Genomic DNA, 22,313 nt, shown 5'->3' on the forward strand with positions numbered 1-22,313 from the left:
ATTAGTCCATTCTGTCACGATAATCCTCGTAAGTATATTCGCGTAGCACTTCGAGTTCATTATCTGTATGGAGTAGGGCGATAGCGGGATGGCTGATGCCATTGAACATATTTGTCTTGACAGTCGTGTAGTGAAGCATATCTTCAAAGATAATGTTCTCGCCTACTTGCAGTGCATGATCAAATGTCCATGAACCCATCCAGTCGCCACTCAGGCAGCTGTTGGCTCCTAATCGGTAAGTATATTCGCCCTTTGCTGAACCATCTTCGTCAGCAAGTTCAGCATTACGGATGGTTGGATGGTAAGGCATTTCAAGACAGTCGGGCATGTGGCAAGTGAAACTTGCATTGAGGATAGCTGTTTTAATGCCATGATCTTCTACTATGTCTACTACTTGTACTACCAAAGGACCAGTCTGCCATGCAAAGGCACTACCTGGCTCGAGGATAACCTTTAACCACGGATAGCGTTTGCGGAATCCTTGTAGGATACGTATCAGTCGTTGAACATCATAATCCTTGCGTGTCATGAGGTGACCACCACCAAAGTTAATCCACTTAAGTTGAGGGAACCACTTGGTAAACTTCTCTTCTATATGTACTAAGGTACGCTCGAAGACATCACTGCCACTTTCGCAATGACAGTGAATATGGAAGCCATCCACATCCTCTGGCAATGTTTCTGGTAGCTTGTTGGATGATATTCCGAAACGAGTACCAGGCGCACAAGGATTATAAATCAAAGTATCTACCTCAGAGTACTCTGGGTTTACACGCAGACCGTAACTCAATTTCTTGTTCTCCATCTTTGCACGTACGTGATAACGCTCGTACTGTGTCAATGAATTAAAGACAAGATGAGACGAACAGCGAGCTATGTCATCAATTTCGTAATCAGTATAGCCCGGTGAGAAGGTGTGTGTAGGCGCTCCAAATTCTTCAAAGCCCAGTCGAGCTTCAAAGAGAGAGGAAGCAGTTGTAGCTTTGATATACTCACGGAAAATAGGAAAGGTACGCCATAAAGCGTATGCCTTGAATGCAAGAATAATCTCAACATCAGCCTCTTTTGCCACGTGGGAAATGAGGTTTAGATTTTCTCTGAGCCTTGCTTCTTCCAGCACATACATTGGGCGGGAAAGTTCGGCGTATGTTAATGGATTTATTTTCATGGTGCAAATATAAGGAAAAATTTGCAGTTATGGGAAATAATCTCTACCTTTGCATTACAAATAAAGTAATGGCATGAAACTGGTCATCATGACTAAGTCCACATATTTTGTGGAAGAAGATAAAATTTTGAGTATGCTTTTCGAGGAAGGACTTGATAGTCTGCACATCTCGAAGGCAGATTCTTCCCCACTTTATTTGGAACGTCTTCTTTCACTTTTGCCTTCTGAATACCATCGTAAAATCATAGTACATCAGCATTTTAATATGAAGGACGAGTTTTCTCTGGGTGGAATTCATCTGGATAACTCAAGTGTTGCTGTGCCTCGTGGTTACCGTGGTTATTTGAGTAGAAGTTGCAATGACGTGATGCAACTAAAGGCTATGAAAAAGCAATCGGACTGTGTCTTTCTAAAGAATATCCACCAACCTCGCGAACAGTCGGAGCAAGAGGAGCGTGTACTTTCTGACTTAGAGTTAGATGAAGCTTATAGACAAGGTCTTCTTGGGCGTTATGTCTATGCAATGGGTGGTATTACGATAGATGATATACCAATTCTACGTGAACTTGACTTTGGTGGAGTAGTGGTTAGAAACGACCTTTGGGATAAGTTCTGTATTCATAGTGAACAGAATTTTAGTTCTATTATTAACCACTTCCGTAAGTTGCGTGCCCTCTGTTAATGGTGCAGAGACTTAAAATGATTTATACGTTATCAATATAAACAACTAAAAGAAATGAGTGAAAATAACTCTTTTTTGGTATTCTCTGGTACAAAAACGAGATACCTTGCTGAGAAAATCTGCGCCAGCCTTGGCTGTCCGCTTGGCAACTTGGTGATGACCCGCTTCTCTGATGGCGAATTTGTCGTTTCCTATGAGCAGAGTATTCGTGGTAAGGATGTCTTCCTTGTACAGAGCACTTTCCCAAGTTCTGACAACCTCATGGAACTTCTCCTGATGATTGATGCTGCTAAGCGTGCTTCTGCTCGTCAGATTATTGCCGTTATGCCTTACTTTGGTTGGGCACGTCAGGATCGTAAGGATAAGCCACGTGTTAGCATTGGTGCAAAGTTAGTAGCTGACTTGTTGAGTGTAGCTGGTATCGACCGTCTGATGACAATGGACTTGCACGCTGACCAGATTCAGGGTTTCTTCAATGTTCCTGTTGACCATCTCTATGCAAGTGGTGTTCTTCTGCCTTACGTTCAGAGCCTCCACTTGAAGGATGTAGTTATTGCGAGTCCTGACGTAGGTGGTTCTAAGCGTGCTAATACTTACGCTAAGTATCTTGGTTGTCCACTTGTACTCTGTAACAAGACTCGTGCACGTGCCAATGTCGTTGATACAATTCAGATTATTGGTGATGTGAAAGATAAGAACGTTATCATTGTTGACGATATGGTTGACACAGCTGGTACTATCACTAAGGCTGCTGATGTTATGAAGGAAGCTGGTGCTATGAGTGTACGAGCAATTGCTTCTCATTGTGTGATGAGTGGTCCTGCTACTGAGCGTGTAGAGGCTTCTGCATTGGAGGAGATGGTCTTCACAGACTCTATTCCATACACAGATCGTTGTTCAAAGGTAAAGCAGATTTCTGTTGCTGATATGTTTGCTGCAACTATTCAGCGCGTATTGAACAACGAGAGTATATCAAGTCAGTACCTTATATAATAAGGAATAACGTCGAATAACTTCTTTTTAAAAAAGGAAATAGTATAATGTTGGGGCGCACAAGATGTGTGTTCCAACATTTTTATTTGTTCTAATCCTATGGAAATACGTCTTTTATCTTATGATATTAGCTTGCTATTATATTCCTACTTACACGACCTTTCTCTTGACATTTTGCTTAATATCGCCCTTGATGTATATCAATAAACGTTGTTTTAGATAAAAATAATTGTGAAAATGTTTGGCTGTGTACGCAAACAGTCGTACCTTTGCATCGTCAAAAGACAAATATAGATTGTTTAGGTTAGTAGTAATAGATTTAGGTTTTTAGTTATTATTTTAAGGTAGAACAAAAGAGATTGTTCAGGTTAAAGTTTAATAGGTTTAGTTAAGGTAATAAGAAGATTGATTAAAGGATAACAATGATGCAAGATGATTGGGGAACGCCGTGAGGCGCGAACCAAAAATCAAGCTCAAGTATTTCACAGAGATGTGGATATTAAAGGGCACAGCAAATTAGTTGCTGTGCTCTTTAATTTTTTAGTAATGCTTTCTTTGGCGGTTTTATTCAAACATTCAGTCTATGTATGTCTAATGTGTTGTCTTTATAAAGCTTACCAGTAAAGATATATACTTAGTGTTTTACTATATGCAGTAATGGTAACATAGAGTCAATCTGTTTATCTTTGCTCAGTGTGCTGATGATGAACACATGTTGTGCGAAGGCTTAGCACATGTTGTGCGGATGGTAAACACCATTGGTGTTGAATATCCTTTGCTTAGTAAAATATTGTCAAAGTAGTTGCTATTTATTGTTGTAAAAGCGTTATATAAGGCAAAGTATATAGATGTTTGATGTTGAACGTGTTTATACAACGACATAGGATATAATTCAGCATCTTCTTTTTTTTAGTGATGCATTTCGATTTTTAAATTATAAAAATAGAACTTTGTTCTTTCGTTTTAAGTTTCTTAATTGCTTTTTCTACTCAGTTATTCCTTTGTTTTTTCTATAGTTTCCGTATCTTCTGTCTAAAAATAAAAACTTACAAATGTAATTTTAAGAACATGGCTTAAAAATGTTTTATAAATTTGTTGTTCTCACTTGAAATCGGTATCTTTGCATATAGCTTATTTTAATTATAATAAACTAAAAACGATAAACGTGAAACATAAATATATCATCATATTGTTACTTTTCATTCCTTCGTATCTCTTTGCACAAAACATAGAGGTAGGTACTTGTACAACTAAGGATGGAGGAATTTATCGTGGACAGATGTTCCGTGGTAAACCTAATGGTAAGGGAAAGGCTACTTATAAGAAAGGCAATGTTTATGAGGGTGAATTCATCAAGGGTTTGCGCCATGGAGAGGGTACTTATAAGTTTGCAGATGGTGAGAAATATGTAGGTCAGTGGTTCCAAGATCAGCAGCACGGGCAAGGTGTTTACTACTTTGCCAATGGTAATCGCTATGACGGCTTGTGGTATAAGGATTATCAGCAGGGGCAGGGCACAATGTATTATTACAATGGTGATAAATATATTGGAAACTGGGATCATGACAAGCGTAGTGGTGAGGGTAAATATATCTTTGCTAATGGAGCGTTTTATGAAGGTTCATGGAAGAATGATATGAAGAATGGTCATGGAAGCTTCAAATGGCCAGACCACTCATCGTTTACAGGAAATTGGGTGAATAACCTAAAGGAAGGAAGAGGAATCTATATTTATGCAGATGGTGATGAGTATAATGGAGAGTGGAAGAATGATCTGCAGAATGGTAAAGGCATCTATAAATTCAAAGATGGAGAAGTCTATGAGGGTGAATATTTAGATGGTGAACGCACAGGGCAAGGCATCTTCCGTTATAAGAATGGCGACCAATATTCTGGTCATTTCCTTAAAGGACTTAAGTCTGGCTATGGTACAATGTCATGGAAGAATGGCGATATCTATGTAGGTTACTGGGAGAAAGATATGCAGAACGGACAGGGTAAACTGACCAAGAAGAATAAGGATGTGTATGAAGGGCAGTTCCGAAATGGTTTATTAGAAGGGCTAATCATCATACACTATGCTGATGGCAGTAAGTTTCGTGGCAGCTACCACAATGGCAAAAGAAATGGAACAGCTGTTGAGGAGTCTGCTGATGGTGTACGTTTTGAAGGTAACTATCGTGATGACCGCCGTGATGGAAAGTTCATTGAGCGTGATAAGAATGGTAAAGTAACTGCCAGCGGTTATTATGAAAGAGGAAAACGCTATACGAATTAGCCTTTACAAAATATAACAAATAACATAAAGCTTATCTACCATGGTTACAAAGAAGACCACAACAAAGAAGGCTCCTGTCAAGAAGACTTCTGTCAGAACGGCAAAAACGAAGGGAGCGTCTCATATAGGACTCGTAAAGAATGATGCCTATTTGGCGCCTTATGAGGATGCAATCCGTGGACGTCACGAGCATGCTCTTTGGAAGATGAATCAGCTCACGCAGAATGGTAAGTTGACACTTTCAGATTTTGCAAACGGCCATAACTATTATGGTTTGCATCAGACGACTGACGGATGGGTGTTCCGTGAATGGGCTCCTAACGCTACTGAGATTTATCTTGTTGGTGATTTCAATGGTTGGAATGAGCAAGAAACATATCAATGTCATAAGATTAAAGGTACTGGTAATTGGGAACTTACGCTTCCACATGATGCTATGCAGCATGGTCAGTACTACAAGATGCGTGTACATTGGGAAGGTGGTGAAGGTGAGCGTATCCCAGCTTGGGTACAACGTGTGGTTCAAGATGAGGACAGCAAAATCTTTTCTGCACAGGTGTGGGCACCTACAACGCCATACGTATGGAAGAAAAAGACCTTCAAGCCACAAACTTCTCCACTCTTGATTTACGAATGCCACATTGGTATGGCGCAAGATGAAGAGAAGGTTGGAACCTATAATGAGTTTCGTGAGAAGGTCTTACCACGTATTATTAAGGATGGATACAATGCCATTCAGATTATGGCAATTCAGGAACATCCTTATTATGGTAGCTTTGGTTATCATGTTAGTTCTTTCTTTGCAGCAAGTTCACGTTTTGGAACTCCTGAAGAGTTGAAGGCACTCATTGATGAAGCGCATAAGAATGGCATTGCTGTAATCATGGATATCGTTCATTCTCATGCTGTTAAGAATGAGGTGGAAGGCTTGGGCAACTTAGCTGGCGACCCTAATCAATACTTCTATCCGGGTGACCGTCATGAGCATCCAGCATGGGATTCGCTATGTTTCGACTATGGTAAAGACGAGGTGCTTCACTTCCTTTTGTCTAACTGTAAATATTGGTTAGAGGAATATCACTTTGATGGTTTCCGCTTTGATGGTGTTACATCAATGCTTTATTATAGTCATGGGTTAGGCGAAGCATTCTGCAACTATGCTGATTATTTCAATGGACATCAGGATGATAACGCTATCTGTTATTTGACACTTGCCAACTATCTTATCCATGAGGTAAACAAGAATGCAGTCACGATTGCAGAGGAAGTGTCGGGTATGCCAGGCTTAGCAGCTAAGTTTAAGGATGGCGGTTACGGCTTTGATTATCGTATGGCGATGAATATTCCAGACTATTGGATTAAGACAATCAAGGAGTTGCCAGACGAGGCTTGGAAACCATCATCTATCTTCTGGGAGATAAAGAATCGTCGTTCTGATGAGAAGACTATTTCTTATTGCGAATCACATGACCAAGCGTTGGTGGGCGATAAGACGATTATCTTCCGTTTGGTAGACGCTGATATGTATTGGCACTTCCGTAAGGGAGATGAGACAGAGATGACACACCGTGGTATTGCATTGCATAAGATGATTCGTCTTGCTACTGTTTCGGCAATTAATGGTGGTTATCTAAACTTCATGGGTAATGAGTTTGGTCATCCAGAGTGGATTGATTTCCCACGTGAAGGTAATGGATGGAGTCATAAGTATGCGCGTAGACAATGGAATTTGGTTGACAATGAAGAGTTGTGTTATCATTTGCTTGGCGACTTCGACCGTAAGATGTTGGAGGTAATCACAAGTGAAAAGAAGTTTAATGAAACTCCTATCCAAGAGATTTGGCACAATGATGGAGACCAGATATTGGCGTTTAGTAGGGGAGAGCTAATCTTTGTATTCAACTTCTCGCCAACACGTTCTTACTCTGATTATGGTTTCTTGGTGCCAGAAGGTTCTTATAATGTAGTATTAAATACTGATGCCAGAGAGTATGGTGGCTTTGGCTTTGCTGATGACACAGTAGAGCATTTCACGAATGCTGACCCTCTTTATGAGAAAGATCATAAAGGCTGGCTTAAGCTCTATATACCAGCTCGTAGTGCTGTAGTATTGAGAAAGAAGTAAATTCAATGATGGAAAGTAAGTTTATGCGTGTTATCTGCACGGTGCTATTCTGTTTATTCACATTCTGCTATCTGTATTTCTTTCAGGCAGATGTGATGACTGTAGTGCAGCATTTGGCTTCAGGGAAGCAAACCTTCTATGACCCATTGTTAGGTGCAATATTGATAACGTTTACTTTAAAGTTACTTCAAGTAGGTGTAAGCTCATTGTTTAAGTTAAATAAGCGTGGCTTTGGCTTGACTTACTTTCCATCTTTTCTTGTTCTGACAATCATCTCAGACTTGCGTCCAACAGCTGATAGCGTAACGTTTGGCAATTGGTTATGGATAGCTCCATTGCTCTTATTGGTTTATACTTTTGTAATGCTTGCTGTCAAACGCTTTGAGCCTTACGAACCAGACCTGCGTAGTTATGGTCCGTTTTCACAGATAATTTGGATAAATCTTTTGCTTTTTCTGGGCTTCTTCTTATTTACTGGACTTTTCAGTAATAGTGATCGGTATTTCCATCAGCGAGCTAAAGTTGAGGCTTTGATAGATAAGAAGGATTATGCGGGTGCGCTTAAAGTTGTGCGTACGATGCCACATACGGATTCTGTAACATCTATGCTAACCATTTATGCTGTTGCGCGTAGAGGTCATTTAGCAGATAGTCTTTTCCATTACCCTTTGGTAGGAGGTTCACGAACTTTACGTCCTGGAAAGGTACATTCGTGGCTACAACCTGATAGTGTACTTTATAAAGTTACCCGTAATTCAGCTAACTACCAGCTGACAGGATTCTTATTAGACCGTAATCTCTATGATTTTGCTCGTTATCTTCCGCAGTATTATCCGTCAGATAGCCTTCGTCCACGTTATTATAAAGAAGCTCTCAAGATTCTCTCTCTTAAAAAGCAAGGCTTGAGAATAATACCACCTTATAAAGAAGGTAGCTATGCAGCTTATTACTATGCAAAGTAATTAACTTCTTTACATAAGGATTTCTATTTTGAAATATCTTTACGAATACTTTGATAATATTCGTATAAAAGCCAAACAAAGCGTGGTTTTTTTGATATTTGTAACTATCAGCTTTTCAATGTATTATAAGGTTGTATAGGAAAAGATGCTTAACTGGATTTCAAAAGGGCGTTAGTTAGACCTCAAAAGGGTATCTTTTGCAAGCCTATTGGGCGTCTTTTTGAAGCTGATTCAGCATCAAATAAAAGCCATGCCGTGAAAAAATATTACAAAAGCGTAGTTCTCTTGTGAAGGTGTGGAAACAAAATAAAGTTCTATAAGAAGTAATTTTCTAACTCCTTTATCGATGTTTCTGTTATATTATCAATGTTCTTAATAATCTCACCTTTCTCCATCAATACAATTCTGTCACTGATATCTGTTGTATGGTGTAGATTGTGACTTGATATGAGAATAGAAGCCTTATGTTTCGTTTTATACTCTATCAAAAGTTTTTTTAGATGATTTTGACTACTTGGGTCGAGGAAGTTGAAAGGTTCATCAAGGATAACAAACTTTGGACAAGAGAGTAGGGCAGCAACTATGCCAACCTTCTGTTTGTTTCCTGCAGATAGTTCACGGATATATACTTTTCTGCCAAGAACCTCATCGCCAAGGAAGGATTGTAAGTTGTTAAGCCTTTCTTCCATCTCCTGTTCTTCAATGTTATTGACTTTCGCAATAAAGGTAAAGAACTCCTTTGGCGTAAGGAACTCTATTAAAAAGTTCTCGTCAAGATAAGCTGATATATAACTTTTCCATGATTCCTCAAGATTAGAAACCACAGACTCACTGGTTTTACAACTCTCTTTGTCAATATTGCTCTTTTCTTCAGTAAGACAGAAGTTTACGATACCACTATCAGCCTTAATGAGGTTGAGGATTAGTCGGAAAAGAGTTGTTTTGCCTGCACCATTATTCCCAACAAGACCAATAATCTCGTTGGATGGGAAACAAAATTCGGGGATAGACACAGCTGTCTTATCCCCGAATGTTTTTATAAGTTTATTAACGGATATTGCTACCATGGCAATTCTTAAACTTCTTACCACTACCACATGGACATGGGTCATTTGGACGTGGCATCTTATCTGCACGATATGGAGTGTGGTTTACCTCCTGTGCTCCTTCTCGGGTGTCATGGTGTGCTGCAGCAACCTGATCAGGATCATTCAATTCAACCTTCTCCTCTCTGTACTGCTGGCTATGCTCCTCTGGCGCAGCCTCCTGAATGTCCTCAGCTGGCTGCATCTCTGGAATCTGACCACGCATGAGTACGCTTGCAGTACGATTGTTCATATCGTCAATCATGTTGTCCCACAACTTCACACTCTCCAACTTGAAGATGAGCAATGGGTCTTTCTGCTCGTAAGAAGCATTCTGTACAGAGTGACGGAGGTCGTCTAACTGGCGGAGGTTCTCTTTCCAATCATCATCAATGATATGGAGAAGAATAACCTTCTCAAACTGCTTAACAACAGACTTAGCCTCGCTCTCGTAAGCTTCCTTCAAGTCGCAAGGAATGTTGTAAATGCGCTTACCATCTGTGATTGGAACCATGATACGCTCATACATTGTGCCTTGATTCTCATATACCTGCTTGATGATAGGCCATGCAACAGACTGAATACGCTCTGTCTTGCGTGCGAAAGCCTCCATTGCAGCCTGGAAACTGCGCTCAGAAAGTTCAGAAGTGTTACCACCATTGAACTCTTCCTCAGTGAATGGACATTCCATTGCAAGAATCTTCAAGAATTGTTCCTTGCAGCCTTCATAGTCATTGTTCTCAATGATGTTTACGCAACGGTCCCAAATAATGTTAGAGATATCCATACCGATACGCTCACCCATCAAAGCGTGACGACGCTTCTCATAGATAACTGTACGCTGCTTGTTCATGACATCATCATATTCCAACAGACGCTTACGAATACCGAAGTTGTTTTCCTCAACCTTCTTCTGTGCGCGCTCAATACTATTTGAAATCATTGAACTCTCAATACGCTCACCATCTTCAAAGCCGAGTCTATCCATTACCTTAGCAATACGCTCAGAACCGAAGAGACGCATCAACTTGTCTTCAAGTGATACATAGAATACTGATGAACCTGGGTCACCTTGACGACCAGCACGACCACGAAGCTGACGGTCTACACGACGGCTTTCGTGACGCTCTGTACCGATGATTGCCAAACCACCAGCATCCTTCACTTCCTGAGAAAGCTTGATGTCGGTACCACGACCTGCCATGTTGGTAGCGATTGTTACTGCACCAAGACCATCTACAGAACGACCTGCCTCGGCAACAATCTGAGCCTCCTTTAAGTGCTGCTTAGCGTTCAATACCTGGTGTGGAATCTTACGCATGTTAAGCATCTTACTCAAAAGCTCACTGATTTCGACAGATGTTGTACCAACAAGACAAGGACGACCTTGATTTCTCATTGCCTCAACCTCATCGATTACAGCTGCATACTTCTCACGTGCAGTCTTGTAAACGCGGTCCTCCATATCCTTACGTTGGATTGGACGGTTGGTTGGAATCTCAACAACATCGAGTTTATAGATATCCCAGAACTCACCAGCCTCTGTTGAAGCTGTACCCGTCATACCTGCAAGTTTGTGGTACATACGGAAGTAGTTCTGTAAAGTAATCGTTGCGAAAGTCTGTGTAGCAGCCTCTACCTTTACGTGCTCTTTTGCCTCAACAGCCTGGTGCAAGCCATCGCTCCAGCGACGACCTTCCATGATACGACCAGTTTGTTCGTCGACAATCTTAACCTCACCATCCAAGACAACATACTCATCATCCTTATTGAACATTGTGTATGCCTTCAAGATCTGCTGCAACGTGTGTACACGTTCACTCTGAACTCCATAGTGAGCCATCAACGCATCTTTCTTGTCGATATATGTCTGCTCATCAATAACCTTATCATCCTTCTGCTTCTCAAGCGCAGAAAGCTCTGTAGTAATATCAGGTAATACGAACAACTGGTCATCCTTTACCTGTGCTGCCAACCATGCTGTACCCTTATCTGTAAGGTCACATGAGTTCAGTTTCTCGTCAGTTACGAAGTAGAGAGGCTCAATAGCCTTTGGCATTTCACGGTTGTTATTAGCCATGTAATACTCCTCAGTCTTCAGCATACCAGCCTTGATACCTTCCTCTGAAAGATATTTAATGAGAGCCTTGTTCTTTGGCAGTGCCTTGAATGAACGATAGAGAGCAAGGAATCCTTCCTCCTGAAGCTTCTGGAAAGCCTCTTTATTATTTGTATTCTTCTGTGCCTCAGCCAACTTGTGGCGAGCTTCTGAAAGAAGTTCTGTAGCCTGCTTGCGCTGAACCTCATAAAGACTCTGTACCAATGGCTGGAATTCTTCAAACATCTGTACGTCACCCTTTGGTACTGGACCACTAATAATAAGAGGTGTACGAGCATCGTCAATCAACACAGAGTCAACCTCATCGACGATAGCATAGTTGTGCTGACGCTGTACGAGGTCAGCTGGTGATACTGCCATATTGTCGCGCAGATAGTCGAAACCAAACTCATTGTTGGTACCGAAGGTAATATCTGCTTGATAAGCCTTACGACGTGAAGGAGAGTTAGGTTGGTGCTTGTCAATACAATCAACTGAAAGACCGTTGAACATATAGAGAGGCCCCATCCACTCAGAGTCACGCTTTGCAAGATAATCATTGACAGTTACGACGTGAACACCATTACCTGTGAGGGCATTAAGGAATACTGGGAGGGTAGCAACAAGGGTTTTACCTTCACCAGTAGCCATCTCGGCAATCTTACCTTGATGAAGAACTGTACCACCGAATACCTGTACATCATAGTGAACCATTTCCCATTTAAGGTCGTTGCCACCTGCTGTCCAGTGGTTGTGGTAGATAGCCTTGTCGCCATCAATGGTAATAAAGTCCTTTGAAGGGTCTGCAGCCAACTCACGATCGAAGTCGGTTGCTGTTACGATTGTTTCCTCATTCTCGGAGAAACGACGTGCTGTATCTTTGACAATAGAGAATGCAACTGGCATAACCTCATCGAGAGCCTTCTCATAGTTGTCAAGAGCTTCTTTCTCAAGTTTATCTATTTGATTGAAAATATCTTCACGATCTTCAATCGGTGTAGCTTCAATTGTTGTACGAAGTTCGGCTATCTTCTCACGTTGTTCCTTACCTGCATCCTGAACATACTTCTGGATTTCCTTTGTCTTTGCACGTAATTCGTCATTGCTGAGTGCTTTAATCTCTGGATATGTAGCCTTTACCTTATCTACGTATGGCTGTATAAGCTTCATATCACGTGTTGACTTATCTCCGAAAAGTGCCTTTAATATCTTATTGAAATTCATTTCTTCTAATTGAGTTTGTTATTTATATTAGAGGTTTTACCTCTTTATTTACTTCTATATATCTATGTTTTGTAACATTGTTTATTACACTAAAGGAAGTAAACTGGGTGCACGAATCTTGATTCCAGTCCTTAAAGAAGGATTAGGAAGGAATAGTTGTGATTCCTGATTATTATTTGATTGAGATGTTAAAGCTATGGAATAATTGTCGTGTAAGTCTGTCACAAAGACTGCTTTGCTTTGTGCTGGCTCTGTTTCTTCGTCCTCTTTAATCTGTTTAAAGGCTTCAAGAACTGATAGGATTTCCTGTTCAACGCCCTTAAACGCTTGTTGATGACAAAGGTCTTCAATGTTAACATCACCCAACGCAATCTTTAGCGCAGATTGATAGCTCTGTGCCTCGACTCCTGTTGCCGCAAGGACAACAAGTAATGCGGTGATGTATTTATTCATTATCTTTTATTTCTTAGAATCACTCACGGTTGTTGCAACCGCTTTATTAATTCGCAAATGTACTATGCAATGTAATAGCAAGAATGATGCCACAATTAGTATTGGCAGTGGTATTTCTTGGAATAAACTTCCGAAAAGTCCTAAAATGATAAGGACTCCCCATATTTTCCACCATGTTACCTTCTTCTTTTTCAGTGTACTATAAAGGAAGAACAATGGTAAAGGATTAAAGAAGAATAGGTTGAAATTCAAACTAACACATGGATGTTGTGAGAAAATCATTATAAAGAAGATAATTCCCATGAGCCCTGATGTTAGCATTAAAACTAAATCCCACGCCCAATAAACCTGCTGTCTGCGATAGCTAAAGAGCATCATTACAAGACTGATAACTGCAAATATGAGTGCTATAGATAGCGGAGAAAGTGGAAAACCTGGTTCTGCCACTTCTGTTTCAGCATCCAATAGTACGTTAGTTTCCTTTACTAAAGGTTTTCCGTTGTATCTTGCTTTGTCAAAGTCACTCCTTAAGTTCTCTGGAAGAAATTGCTGTTCAGACTTTGTTGTCTTACGATCAGCATTCACACCGAGTAGAAGGTCTTCTCCGAACTGTGACCATTTATATTTGTTGTTCCATTTATGAATCATAGAACGGAACGTTGCATCTTCTTCTGCTGGTGGATAAACAATCTTTCCATGGAGGTGATTGGCGAGCATATCACGTGCCCTTGTGGTGCAGTTATCAAAGAAGTAGTTGTAGCGATAAACTACATTTTCAGGCTTCATGTTCTCCTGCAATGCTTTATAGATAACCTCTTTATCTTCAGCTGATAAATTAAGAACCTGTTCGACAACTCCTCGCCCTTCATAACTATATTGAGCAAGGAATATATCCATAGGTTGAACTCCCATGCGATAGTCTGTCATACCAAGAACAAAACGAGGGATAAAGTAGGTTTGGTCAAGGGAGAAAATACCATAGTTGATAGCAAGGTCTTCTCCGCTTTCTTTGTCGTAATAGCGAATAGCGGTATGACCATATTGTGCCCAGACTTCTTTACCAGGTGAACACGTCAAAAGGGATATCTGAATGCTATCAGGATTAGTCATAGACTGAACCCCCGCTGTAGCGTTAACAACAGACAGGATGAAAGTCAGTACAATATATAATAATCCCTTTTTCATTTTCTCCGCAAAGGTAGTAAAAAAGCATGAGAGCACAAAGAAAGCTTATTAAAAATCAAAATCCTTTCTTGTTTTTCTGCAATATAGATTTTTTTTAATAACTTTGCGCCAATATATTGTTTAGACATATCGTCAGAATAAGAAAAAGAAAGCGAATGAAAAAGATAATTGCAGCAGCGTTCCTTGCAGGTCTTGCAGTACAAGTGTCAGCTCAGAGCGGAACTAACTCTCCATATAGTCAGTATGGATTAGGCGCTTTGGCATCTCAGGCAACAAGTTTTAATCGTGGTATGAATGGATTGGCATACGGTTTTCATGAGCGTAATCAGGTGAACTATGCGAACCCTGCTTCATACGCTTCTGTTGACTCTCTTTCATTCATATTTGATGCAGGTGTTAGTCTTCAGTTGACTAATTTTGAGGAAAACGGCAATAAAGTTAATGCTAAAAATGCTGATATTGAGTATGTTGTTGCGTCGTTCAGAGCGTTTAAGCATGTGGGTGTTAGCTTTGGTATTTTACCTTATACAAATGTTGGTTACAATTTTAGCAACACTCAGAACGTCAATGCTTTCCCAAGTACATCTTCAACCAATGCTACGTATTCTAACACATATAATGGTAATGGTGGTTTGCATCTTGTTTATTTAGGTGCAGGTTGGGAGCCTTTCAAGGGTTTCTCATTTGGTGCAAACATCGGTTACTTATGGGGAACATTGAATCGTAACTCAACAAACACATATAGCGATAGCTATGTAAATACGTTGTCAAAGAATTACTCTACACAAGTTAAGAGCTACAAGGCAGACTTTGGTGCGCAATATACTTATGCTATTGATAAGAAGAATGAGTTGACCTTGGGTCTTACTTATTCTCTTGGACATAGTTTAGGAGCTGATGCTGAGTGTAACCTGATTTCAACAAATTCACAGACAAGCGTTTCTGATACAACTCGTTATGTTGTTTCAAACTCTCTTGAACTTCCTCATACTTTTGGTGTTGGTTTGATGTGGAATCATAATAACCGCTTGAAGTTCGGTGTTGACTATCAGTTGCAGAAGTGGGCTAACTTAAAGTATCCACAATTAAGCACAGTCAATGGCACAACTGGTTATAACCTTGTTGATGGACAATTCAATGATCGTCATAAGTTAACACTGGGTGGTGATTATTGTAAAGGCGAACGCTATCGTGGTTTCTTTAGTCGTATGCACTATCGTGCAGGTCTTAGCTATGCAAGTCCTTATTTGAAGATTAATGGTGTGGATGGACCACGCGAGCTTTCAGCAAGCCTTGGTGTTGGTATTCCAATCCTTAATGCCTATAATAACCGTAGTATGTTGAATATCAGCGCAGAGTGGGTAAACCAGAGTGTTACGGGAATGGTCAAGGAAAATACATTCCGTATCAACGTTGGTTTCACCTTCAATGAGCGTTGGTTTGCTAAGTTCAAGGTTGAATAATATGCGTTCAAGCCTTTATTCACTTTTCATTGGTTTGGTGCTATTAACAGCGAGCTATGCCATGGTTTCCTGTTCGGAGGAACGTGAGCATACCGCTCCTGCTATTCATGACCGTGACTCTGTGCCGGTTATGACAACATACGGTGTCAATACGCTTATTTCTGATTCAGGTGTAATCAAATATCGTATTGTTACTGAGCGTTGGGAAATTAATGAGAATAGAAAGCCTTCACGATGGACTTTTAATAAAGGAATACTGCTTACTCAATTTGATTTGAAGAAACATGTAGTGGGTTATATTCAATGTGACTCTGCTGTTTACTTTGATAAGGACCGTCGTTGGGAACTAAGAGGGCGTGTTAGAATCCTCACAGCGCAGGGACTCACCTTTTATAGCAATGAACTCTATTGGGATGAGCGTAACCATGAGATGTGGTCATATACTTATTCACACCTCAAGACTCCTGATAAGGAGTTGCAAGGAAACTGGTTCCATAGCGATGAGCAGATGACAAATTACGAGATACGTCAGACAAAGGGGTGGGGTATTTTCTCTAAAGAAGAGTTTATGTCTCCTGCTAATCCTCCTTTTACACCTATTGATACCACACGTGTTGATAGTATGAAAGGACCAGTTGTAAATCAAAAGTAATTGTTGCAGTTCTATAAAATCTTAAATAATAACCCTACCATGCATTAGCTCTCTAAAAACAGATAGTATCGTGTTGCCTTAAGAATAGCAAGTTAATTCGTAGAACTTCTTTTCTAACAACAAGTTGCTCTCCTCTCATTAATCTGTTGCATTGCATTTGATGCTCCGCACCACTGGTGCTAAGCCTTAGCACGATATGTGTTGGGCGTCAACACAATAGCAGAAAACAAGAAAATAGGTTCATAACTGTCATAAACAGAAAGAAACTTATGGCTAACATATACGGGGAACTGTTTACCAAGTCGCACTAAATAGTAATAGAAATTGGATATAAGTTTAATTATAGGAATAATAATAACAATGGTACTCTCTGCATTCTTCTCAGGAATGGAGATTGCCTTTGTTGCGAGTAATCGTCTTCTTGCGGAGATGGACAAAGAGAAGAATGGTATTGCCCAAAAGTGTCTAACCATCTATTATAATAATCCGAATGGTTTTGTTTCTACGATGCTTGTTGGTAACAACATAGTTCTTGTTATCTATGGTATCTTCTTTGCTCAGATATTTGATACGACGCTATTTGCAATGTTCGATTCTGCTACACGTGTTGTATTAGATACTTTGGCGTCGACACTTGTTATCCTTTTTACAGGTGAGTTCTTACCTAAAACGCTATTTAAGAGTAATCCTAACCGCTTACTTACTTTTTTTGCCCCATTGGCGTATGTCTTTTTTATTATCCTTTGGCCTATTAGTCGCTTTGCAACCTTTCTTGCGCGAGTTCTTTTGCGTCTTGTTGGTGTAAAGATGGATGAGAAAGAATCAGACGGAACCTTTACGAGGATAGACCTCGACCACCTTGTACAGAGTACTATTGAGAATGCTCAGAGCGATGACGATATAGAAGACGAGGTAAAGATCTTCCAAAATGCTTTGGAGTTTCAAGATACCAAGGTGCGTGATTGTATGGTGCCACGTACTGAGATAAAGGCAGTTGAAGAGAATTGTACACTGGAAGAACTACAGCAGATGTTCATAGAGAGCGGTAACTCTAAGATTGTTGTTTATGAAGGAGATATCGATCATATCAAGGGTTATATTCACTCTTCTGAGATGTTCCGTTCTCCAAAGAACTGGAAAGATCATATCCGACAGATGCCGTTTGTGCCAGAGACGATGGCAGCACATAAACTTATGCAGGTTTTCCTTGTCCAGAAGAAAAGTTTGGGAGTGGTTGTGGATGAGTTTGGTGGAACAAGTGGTATTGTTTCATTGGAAGACATTGTAGAGGAAATCTTCGGTGAGATAGAGGATGAGCATGATAATACAAAGTATATTGCTAAGCAAATAAACGACAGCGAATACGTTCTTTCGGCTCGTTTAGAGATTGATAAAGTGAATGAAATGTTCAATCTTGACTTGCCAGAGAACGATGATTATATGACCGTTGGAGGCTTATTGTTGCACGTCTATCAAAGTTTCCCAAAACTGAATGAAATCGTTATCGTTGGACAATATGAGTTTAAGATAATCAAGAAGACCATGACAAAAATAGAACTCGTACGGCTAAAAGTCAATGGTACAGAGTAATTTCTGAATGAAAAATTATGATACTTGCCCTTTTTTTTGTATTTTTGTGGGCAATTTGTCATATTGAATAGAATAATTAAAATCAAATAATAAATCTAAAATGGCAGCATTAGGAAAAATCAGAAGCAAAGGTGGCATACTGGTAGGCGCTATCGGTATTGCTTTGTTTGCGTTCTTAGCTGGAGATGCGGCTCGCTCTTGTGATGGTATCAAGGGCGAAGCACGTCAGCAGATTGGAGAAATCCTGGGCAAAAAGATTAGCGTCCAGGACTATCAGAAGTTGATTGATGAATATCAGTCAGCAATTAAGTTCACTATGCAACGTGACAACCTCACCGACCAAGAACTTAATCAAGTAAAGGATCAAGTTTGGCAGCAGCTTGTAAGTAATCGTGTTATCGAGGCTGATGCAGAGAAGGTTGGTCTTACTGTTACAGAGGCTGAGATTCAGAACGTATTGAATGAGGGTACTAACCCTATGTTGGCTCAGACTCCATTTGTTAACCAGCAGACTGGTCGTTTTGACGTAAACGCACTTAAGCAGTTCTTTGATAGCTACAACAAGGCAAAGGCTGCAAAGTCTCCACAGTTGGAGCAGATGCAGGCTGTTTATGACTACTGGCTCTTTGTTGAGAAGAACCTTCGCACACAGTTGCTTGGGCAGAAGTATCAGGCACTGCTTGCAAGTTGTGTTCTCTCAAACAAGGCTGAGGCTAAGATGGCTTTCAAGGATAATAACGAGGAAAGTCAGATTCAACTTGCTTCTTTGGCTTACAGCACAATAAAGGATGCTGATGTTAAGGTGACAGACGATGACCTCAAGGCTAAGTATGAAGAACTCAAGCCAGCTTTCCGCCAGAATGTTGAGACACGTGATATCAAGTTTGTTGACTTCCAGATTAAGGCAAGTGCTGCAGACCGCAGTCAGGTTGTTAAGGAGATGAACGACTTCCAGAAGCAACTTGCTTCTGCAGTAGATCCTGCTGCTGTTGTTAGCAAGAGTGGATCTGAAATTCCTTATCTTGGCCTTCCTGTAAGCAATAAGGCTTATCAGCAGTATCCTGACATTGCATCAAAGATTGATTCACTTTCAGTAGGTACAACTGGTGTGATTGAAAACGCTCAAGACAATACATTGAATATCATTCGCGTACTTTCTAAGGCACAGTTGGCAGACTCAATCCAGTTCCGTCAGATTAATATCGCTGCTGCTACTATTGATGAGGCACGCGCTAAGGCAGACTCTATCCAGAAGGCATTGGCTGGTGGTGCAGATTTCGATGCACTCGCAAAGCGTTATGGTCAGACTGGTGAGAAGGTATGGTTTACTGGTCAGCAGTACGAGATGGCTCCAAGTATGAATCAGGATAATCGTACATTTATAAATGCTCTGCTCAATGGTGAGGTGAATGCAACGCAGAATCTTGCTCTTACACAGGGTAATATCATTCTTCAGGTACTTGATAAGAAGGCCTTTACAACAAAGACAACTGCTGCTGTTATTAAGAAGATCGTAGACTTCTCTAAGGCTACACGCAGCAATGCTTACAATAAGTTCTCTGAGTTTGTTGCTAAGAGTTCTACTGTAGCTGACCTTGAGAAGAATGCTCCTAAGTCTGGTTATCAGGTTCAGTCACTCAATGATCTCTCAACAGCAGAGCACTATATTGCAGGTATCCGTGGTACACGTGACGCACTCAAGTGGCTCTTCGAAGCTAAGCAGGGTCAGGTTTCACCTCTTTATGAGTGTGGTGACAATGATCACCTCCTGGTTATTGCTTTGACAGGTATTCATCCACAGGGCTATCGTTCATGGGATGATGCTCAGGTGAAGGAAATCCTCAAACGTGAGGTTATTAAGGATAAGAAGGCTGAGAAGCTTATGGCTAAGCTCAAGGGTGTAAACTCTATTGCGGCAGCTCAGGCTAAGGGTGCTAAGGTTTCTCCTGTTAATCAGATTACTTTTGCTGCTCCAGCTTTCGTACAGGCAACAGGTTCTGTTGAGCCAGCTCTCTCAGGTGCAGTTGCAGGTACAGCAGCAGGCAAGTTCTCTAAGGCTCCTGTGAAGGGTAACGCTGGTGTTTACGTATTCCAGGTAGAGAAGAAGGCTATGCGTGCAGGGTCTAAGTACGACGAGACTTTGACAATGCAGCAGGCTGCTCAGATGAATATGCAGTTGGTAGGCAACTTTATGCAGGATCTTATCCTTAAGGCAAAGGTTGTTGATAACCGTTATCTTTTCTTCTAAGAGATTATTTCACCTTATATATAAGACGGATGTACAATTAAAGTACATCCGTCTTTTTGTTTTCGATATAGCTTTCTTCTTTGGTTTTAAGAAGATTCACTACTATGCGTATTTTAATTCTTAATGGTGCTATTTAAGCTTATCTTTATACTTTTCTGCACATAATATTTTGAAATGTGCTTATAAATATGTATCTTTGCACACAGATTGAAATATTGTGCAATGGAAAAGATTCCAAGTTTTAATGAATTAATAGAGAAGAGTATCATCGAACATTGGGACCGTGATGCTCTTACAGATTATAAAGGTAAGACCCTTCAATATCATGATGTTGCAAGAAAAATTGAAAAGTTGCACATTATGTTTGAGGCAAGTGGTGTAAAACGTGGTGACAAGATAGCACTCTGTGGAAGAAACTCTTCAGCATGGGCAGCTGTATTCCTCGCTGTACTTACATATGGTGCTGTTGCTGTGCCTATCTTGCATGAGTTCATGCCAGAGCAGATTCATAACATTGTCAATCACTCAGATGCAAAGCTTCTCTTTGTTGGTGATGTCGTTGTGACACAGGTTGACGCAATGAAGATGCCAAACTTAGAGGGAATTATCTATATTCCAGATTATTCTTTGGTATTAAGTCGTACGGAAAAGCTGACTTATGCACGCGAACATCTTAATGAGGAGTTCGGACGTCGTTATCCAAAATATTTCCGCCCAGAGCATATTCACTACTATCGTGAACAGAGTCCAGATGAACTTGCTTTGATAAATTATACCAGTGGTACGACTGGTCGTTCTAAGGGTGTAATGCTTCCATATCGTTCTTTATGGAGTAATGCAGACTTTGGTAAGCACGTTTTAGGTCATGTTATCAAGCCAGGAGATAATGTTATCAGTATTCTCCCTATGGCTCACATGTACGGAATGTCATTTGAGTTTATCTTTGAATTCCTCTCTGGTGTTCATATTTACTATCTGACACGCATTCCTTCTCCAGCGATTATATCTCAAGCACTTCAAGAGGTAAAGCCTGTCATTATGATTGCAGTACCTTTGGTAATTGAGAAGATTATTCGTAAAAAAGTATTTCCAAAGATTCAGAACAATCGTATGCGTCTCCTTCTGAATATGCCAGTAATTAATAAGAAGGTACGTGCAAAGATTCGTGAGCAGGTATATCAAGCATTTGGTGGTAATCTTTACGAGATTATTATTGGTGGAGCTGCGCTCAATGGTGAAATTGAGAGCTTCTTGCGTCGCATAGAGTTCCCATATACCGTGGGATATGGTGCAACGGAGTGTGGCCCAATTATCTGTTATCGTGACTGGCAGACTTTCAAGCAGGGGTCTTGCGGTCAGGCTGCTTTACATCAGGAAGTGCGTATCAATAGCTCTGATCCAGCGAACGTGCCAGGTGAGATTCTTACAAAGGGTCCTAACGTTCTTTTGGGTTACTACAAGAATGAGGAAGATACAAGTCAGACAATTGATAAGGATGGCTGGTTCCATACGGGTGATCTCGGTTTGATGGATGAAGATGGTAATGTCTTTATTAAGGGTCGTTCTAAGAATATGCTTCTCGGAAGTAACGGACAGAACATTTACCCAGAGGAGATAGAAGACAAATTGAATTCTCTGCCTCTCGTAGCTGAATGCTTGGTTATTCAGAATGGTGAAAAGCTTATCGGCTTGGTACATCCTGATTACGATGAAGCTCAGAATTTAGGACTCAATGCGGATGACCTCAAGAATATTATGGAGGAGAACCGTACACAGTTGAATACAATTGTACCAGCTTACTGCAAGGTCGCTGAGATTCGTATTCAAGAAGAAGAGTTTGAGAAAACACCAAAGAAGTCTATCAAACGATTCTTATACACAGAATAACTCTCTTATCTATTAGAATATCAGGGATATAAATCCACTTTTATCCAGCATTTTATGCTACTATGGATAGAAGGAGATTTATATCCCTCTTTTATTTTTTCCCTTTTGTTATTTCGAGTTATAGTAGAGAAGGGTATAAGGTCGCCCTTTATAATAATGTTACTATAAGCATGTAGTGTAAAATAAATTCACATCGTAAAATTTAATAGAGGCTTAATAA

At 40.4% G+C, this 22,313-nt stretch carries 15 protein-coding genes; 10 read left to right on the forward strand and 5 right to left on the reverse strand.

The window, feature by feature from the left end; translation table 11 throughout:
- Position 1 precedes the first annotated feature (1 nt).
- Positions 2 to 1,168, reverse strand: coding sequence for a carboxynorspermidine decarboxylase (gene nspC, locus PMEL_RS10905; RefSeq protein ID WP_120175275.1), 1,167 nt, complete (start codon positions 1,166 to 1,168; stop codon positions 2 to 4).
- A 73-nt stretch (positions 1,169 to 1,241) separates the two neighbouring features.
- On the opposite strand from nspC, the gene PMEL_RS10910 reads away from it, so the two are divergent.
- The 5 genes from PMEL_RS10910 (at position 1,242) to PMEL_RS10930 (ending at position 8,208) form a co-directional block, all read left to right on the forward strand.
- Positions 1,242 to 1,850: a thiamine phosphate synthase gene (locus PMEL_RS10910; RefSeq protein ID WP_120175276.1), complete on the forward strand. Its 609-nt coding sequence runs from the start codon at positions 1,242 to 1,244 to the stop codon at positions 1,848 to 1,850.
- Positions 1,851 to 1,904: 54 nt separating this feature from the next.
- Complete coding sequence (locus tag PMEL_RS10915) at positions 1,905 to 2,843, forward strand: ribose-phosphate pyrophosphokinase (protein WP_120175277.1); 939 nt, start codon at positions 1,905 to 1,907, stop codon at positions 2,841 to 2,843.
- 1,165 nt (positions 2,844 to 4,008) lie between these two features.
- Positions 4,009 to 5,121, forward strand: coding sequence for a phosphatidylinositol-4-phosphate 5-kinase (locus PMEL_RS10920; RefSeq protein ID WP_120175278.1), 1,113 nt, complete (start codon positions 4,009 to 4,011; stop codon positions 5,119 to 5,121).
- 40 nt (positions 5,122 to 5,161) lie between these two features.
- Positions 5,162 to 7,246, forward strand: coding sequence for an alpha amylase C-terminal domain-containing protein (locus PMEL_RS10925; RefSeq protein WP_120175279.1), 2,085 nt, complete (start codon positions 5,162 to 5,164; stop codon positions 7,244 to 7,246).
- A 5-nt stretch (positions 7,247 to 7,251) separates the two neighbouring features.
- A complete protein-coding gene (locus PMEL_RS10930) occupies positions 7,252 to 8,208 on the forward strand; it encodes a hypothetical protein (protein ID WP_120175280.1) in 957 nt (318 codons plus the stop codon).
- 314 nt (positions 8,209 to 8,522) lie between these two features.
- Here the strand turns inward: PMEL_RS10930 and PMEL_RS10935 are convergent, their stop codons facing one another.
- The 4 genes from PMEL_RS10935 to PMEL_RS10950 form a co-directional block, all read right to left on the reverse strand.
- A complete protein-coding gene (locus tag PMEL_RS10935) occupies positions 8,523 to 9,275 on the reverse strand; it encodes an ABC transporter ATP-binding protein (RefSeq protein ID WP_120175281.1) in 753 nt (250 codons plus the stop codon).
- Complete coding sequence (secA, locus tag PMEL_RS10940; protein WP_120175282.1) at positions 9,256 to 12,615, reverse strand: preprotein translocase subunit SecA; 3,360 nt, start codon at positions 12,613 to 12,615, stop codon at positions 9,256 to 9,258. Before secA ends, PMEL_RS10935 begins: the two co-directional genes overlap by 20 nt.
- 84 nt (positions 12,616 to 12,699) lie before the next feature.
- On the reverse strand, positions 12,700 to 13,068 hold the full coding sequence (locus PMEL_RS10945) for a hypothetical protein (protein ID WP_120175283.1): 369 nt from the start codon (positions 13,066 to 13,068) through the stop codon (positions 12,700 to 12,702).
- Between the two features lie 6 nt (positions 13,069 to 13,074).
- Positions 13,075 to 14,253, reverse strand: coding sequence for a DUF4105 domain-containing protein (locus tag PMEL_RS10950; RefSeq protein WP_120175284.1), 1,179 nt, complete (start codon positions 14,251 to 14,253; stop codon positions 13,075 to 13,077).
- Between the two features lie 155 nt (positions 14,254 to 14,408).
- On the opposite strand from PMEL_RS10950, the gene PMEL_RS10955 reads away from it, so the two are divergent.
- The 5 genes from PMEL_RS10955 to PMEL_RS10975 all read left to right on the forward strand — a co-directional run bounded on the left by PMEL_RS10955 (position 14,409) and on the right by PMEL_RS10975 (position 22,093).
- A complete protein-coding gene (locus PMEL_RS10955) occupies positions 14,409 to 15,716 on the forward strand; it encodes a hypothetical protein (RefSeq protein WP_120175285.1) in 1,308 nt (435 codons plus the stop codon).
- A gap of 1 nt (position 15,717) precedes the next feature.
- Positions 15,718 to 16,368, forward strand: coding sequence for an LPS export ABC transporter periplasmic protein LptC (gene lptC, locus PMEL_RS10960; protein ID WP_120175286.1), 651 nt, complete (start codon positions 15,718 to 15,720; stop codon positions 16,366 to 16,368).
- Between the two features lie 324 nt (positions 16,369 to 16,692).
- Complete coding sequence (locus tag PMEL_RS10965) at positions 16,693 to 17,958, forward strand: hemolysin family protein (RefSeq protein ID WP_120175287.1); 1,266 nt, start codon at positions 16,693 to 16,695, stop codon at positions 17,956 to 17,958.
- 100 nt (positions 17,959 to 18,058) lie between these two features.
- Positions 18,059 to 20,206, forward strand: a complete 2,148-nt coding sequence (locus tag PMEL_RS10970; protein ID WP_120175288.1) for a peptidylprolyl isomerase — start codon at positions 18,059 to 18,061, stop codon at positions 20,204 to 20,206.
- Between the two features lie 222 nt (positions 20,207 to 20,428).
- Positions 20,429 to 22,093, forward strand: coding sequence for an AMP-binding protein (locus tag PMEL_RS10975; RefSeq protein WP_120175289.1), 1,665 nt, complete (start codon positions 20,429 to 20,431; stop codon positions 22,091 to 22,093).
- Positions 22,094 to 22,313 lie beyond the last annotated feature (220 nt).

The sequence above is a fragment of the Prevotella melaninogenica genome (assembly GCF_003609775.1).
Lineage (GTDB): Bacteria > Bacteroidota > Bacteroidia > Bacteroidales > Bacteroidaceae > Prevotella > Prevotella melaninogenica_A.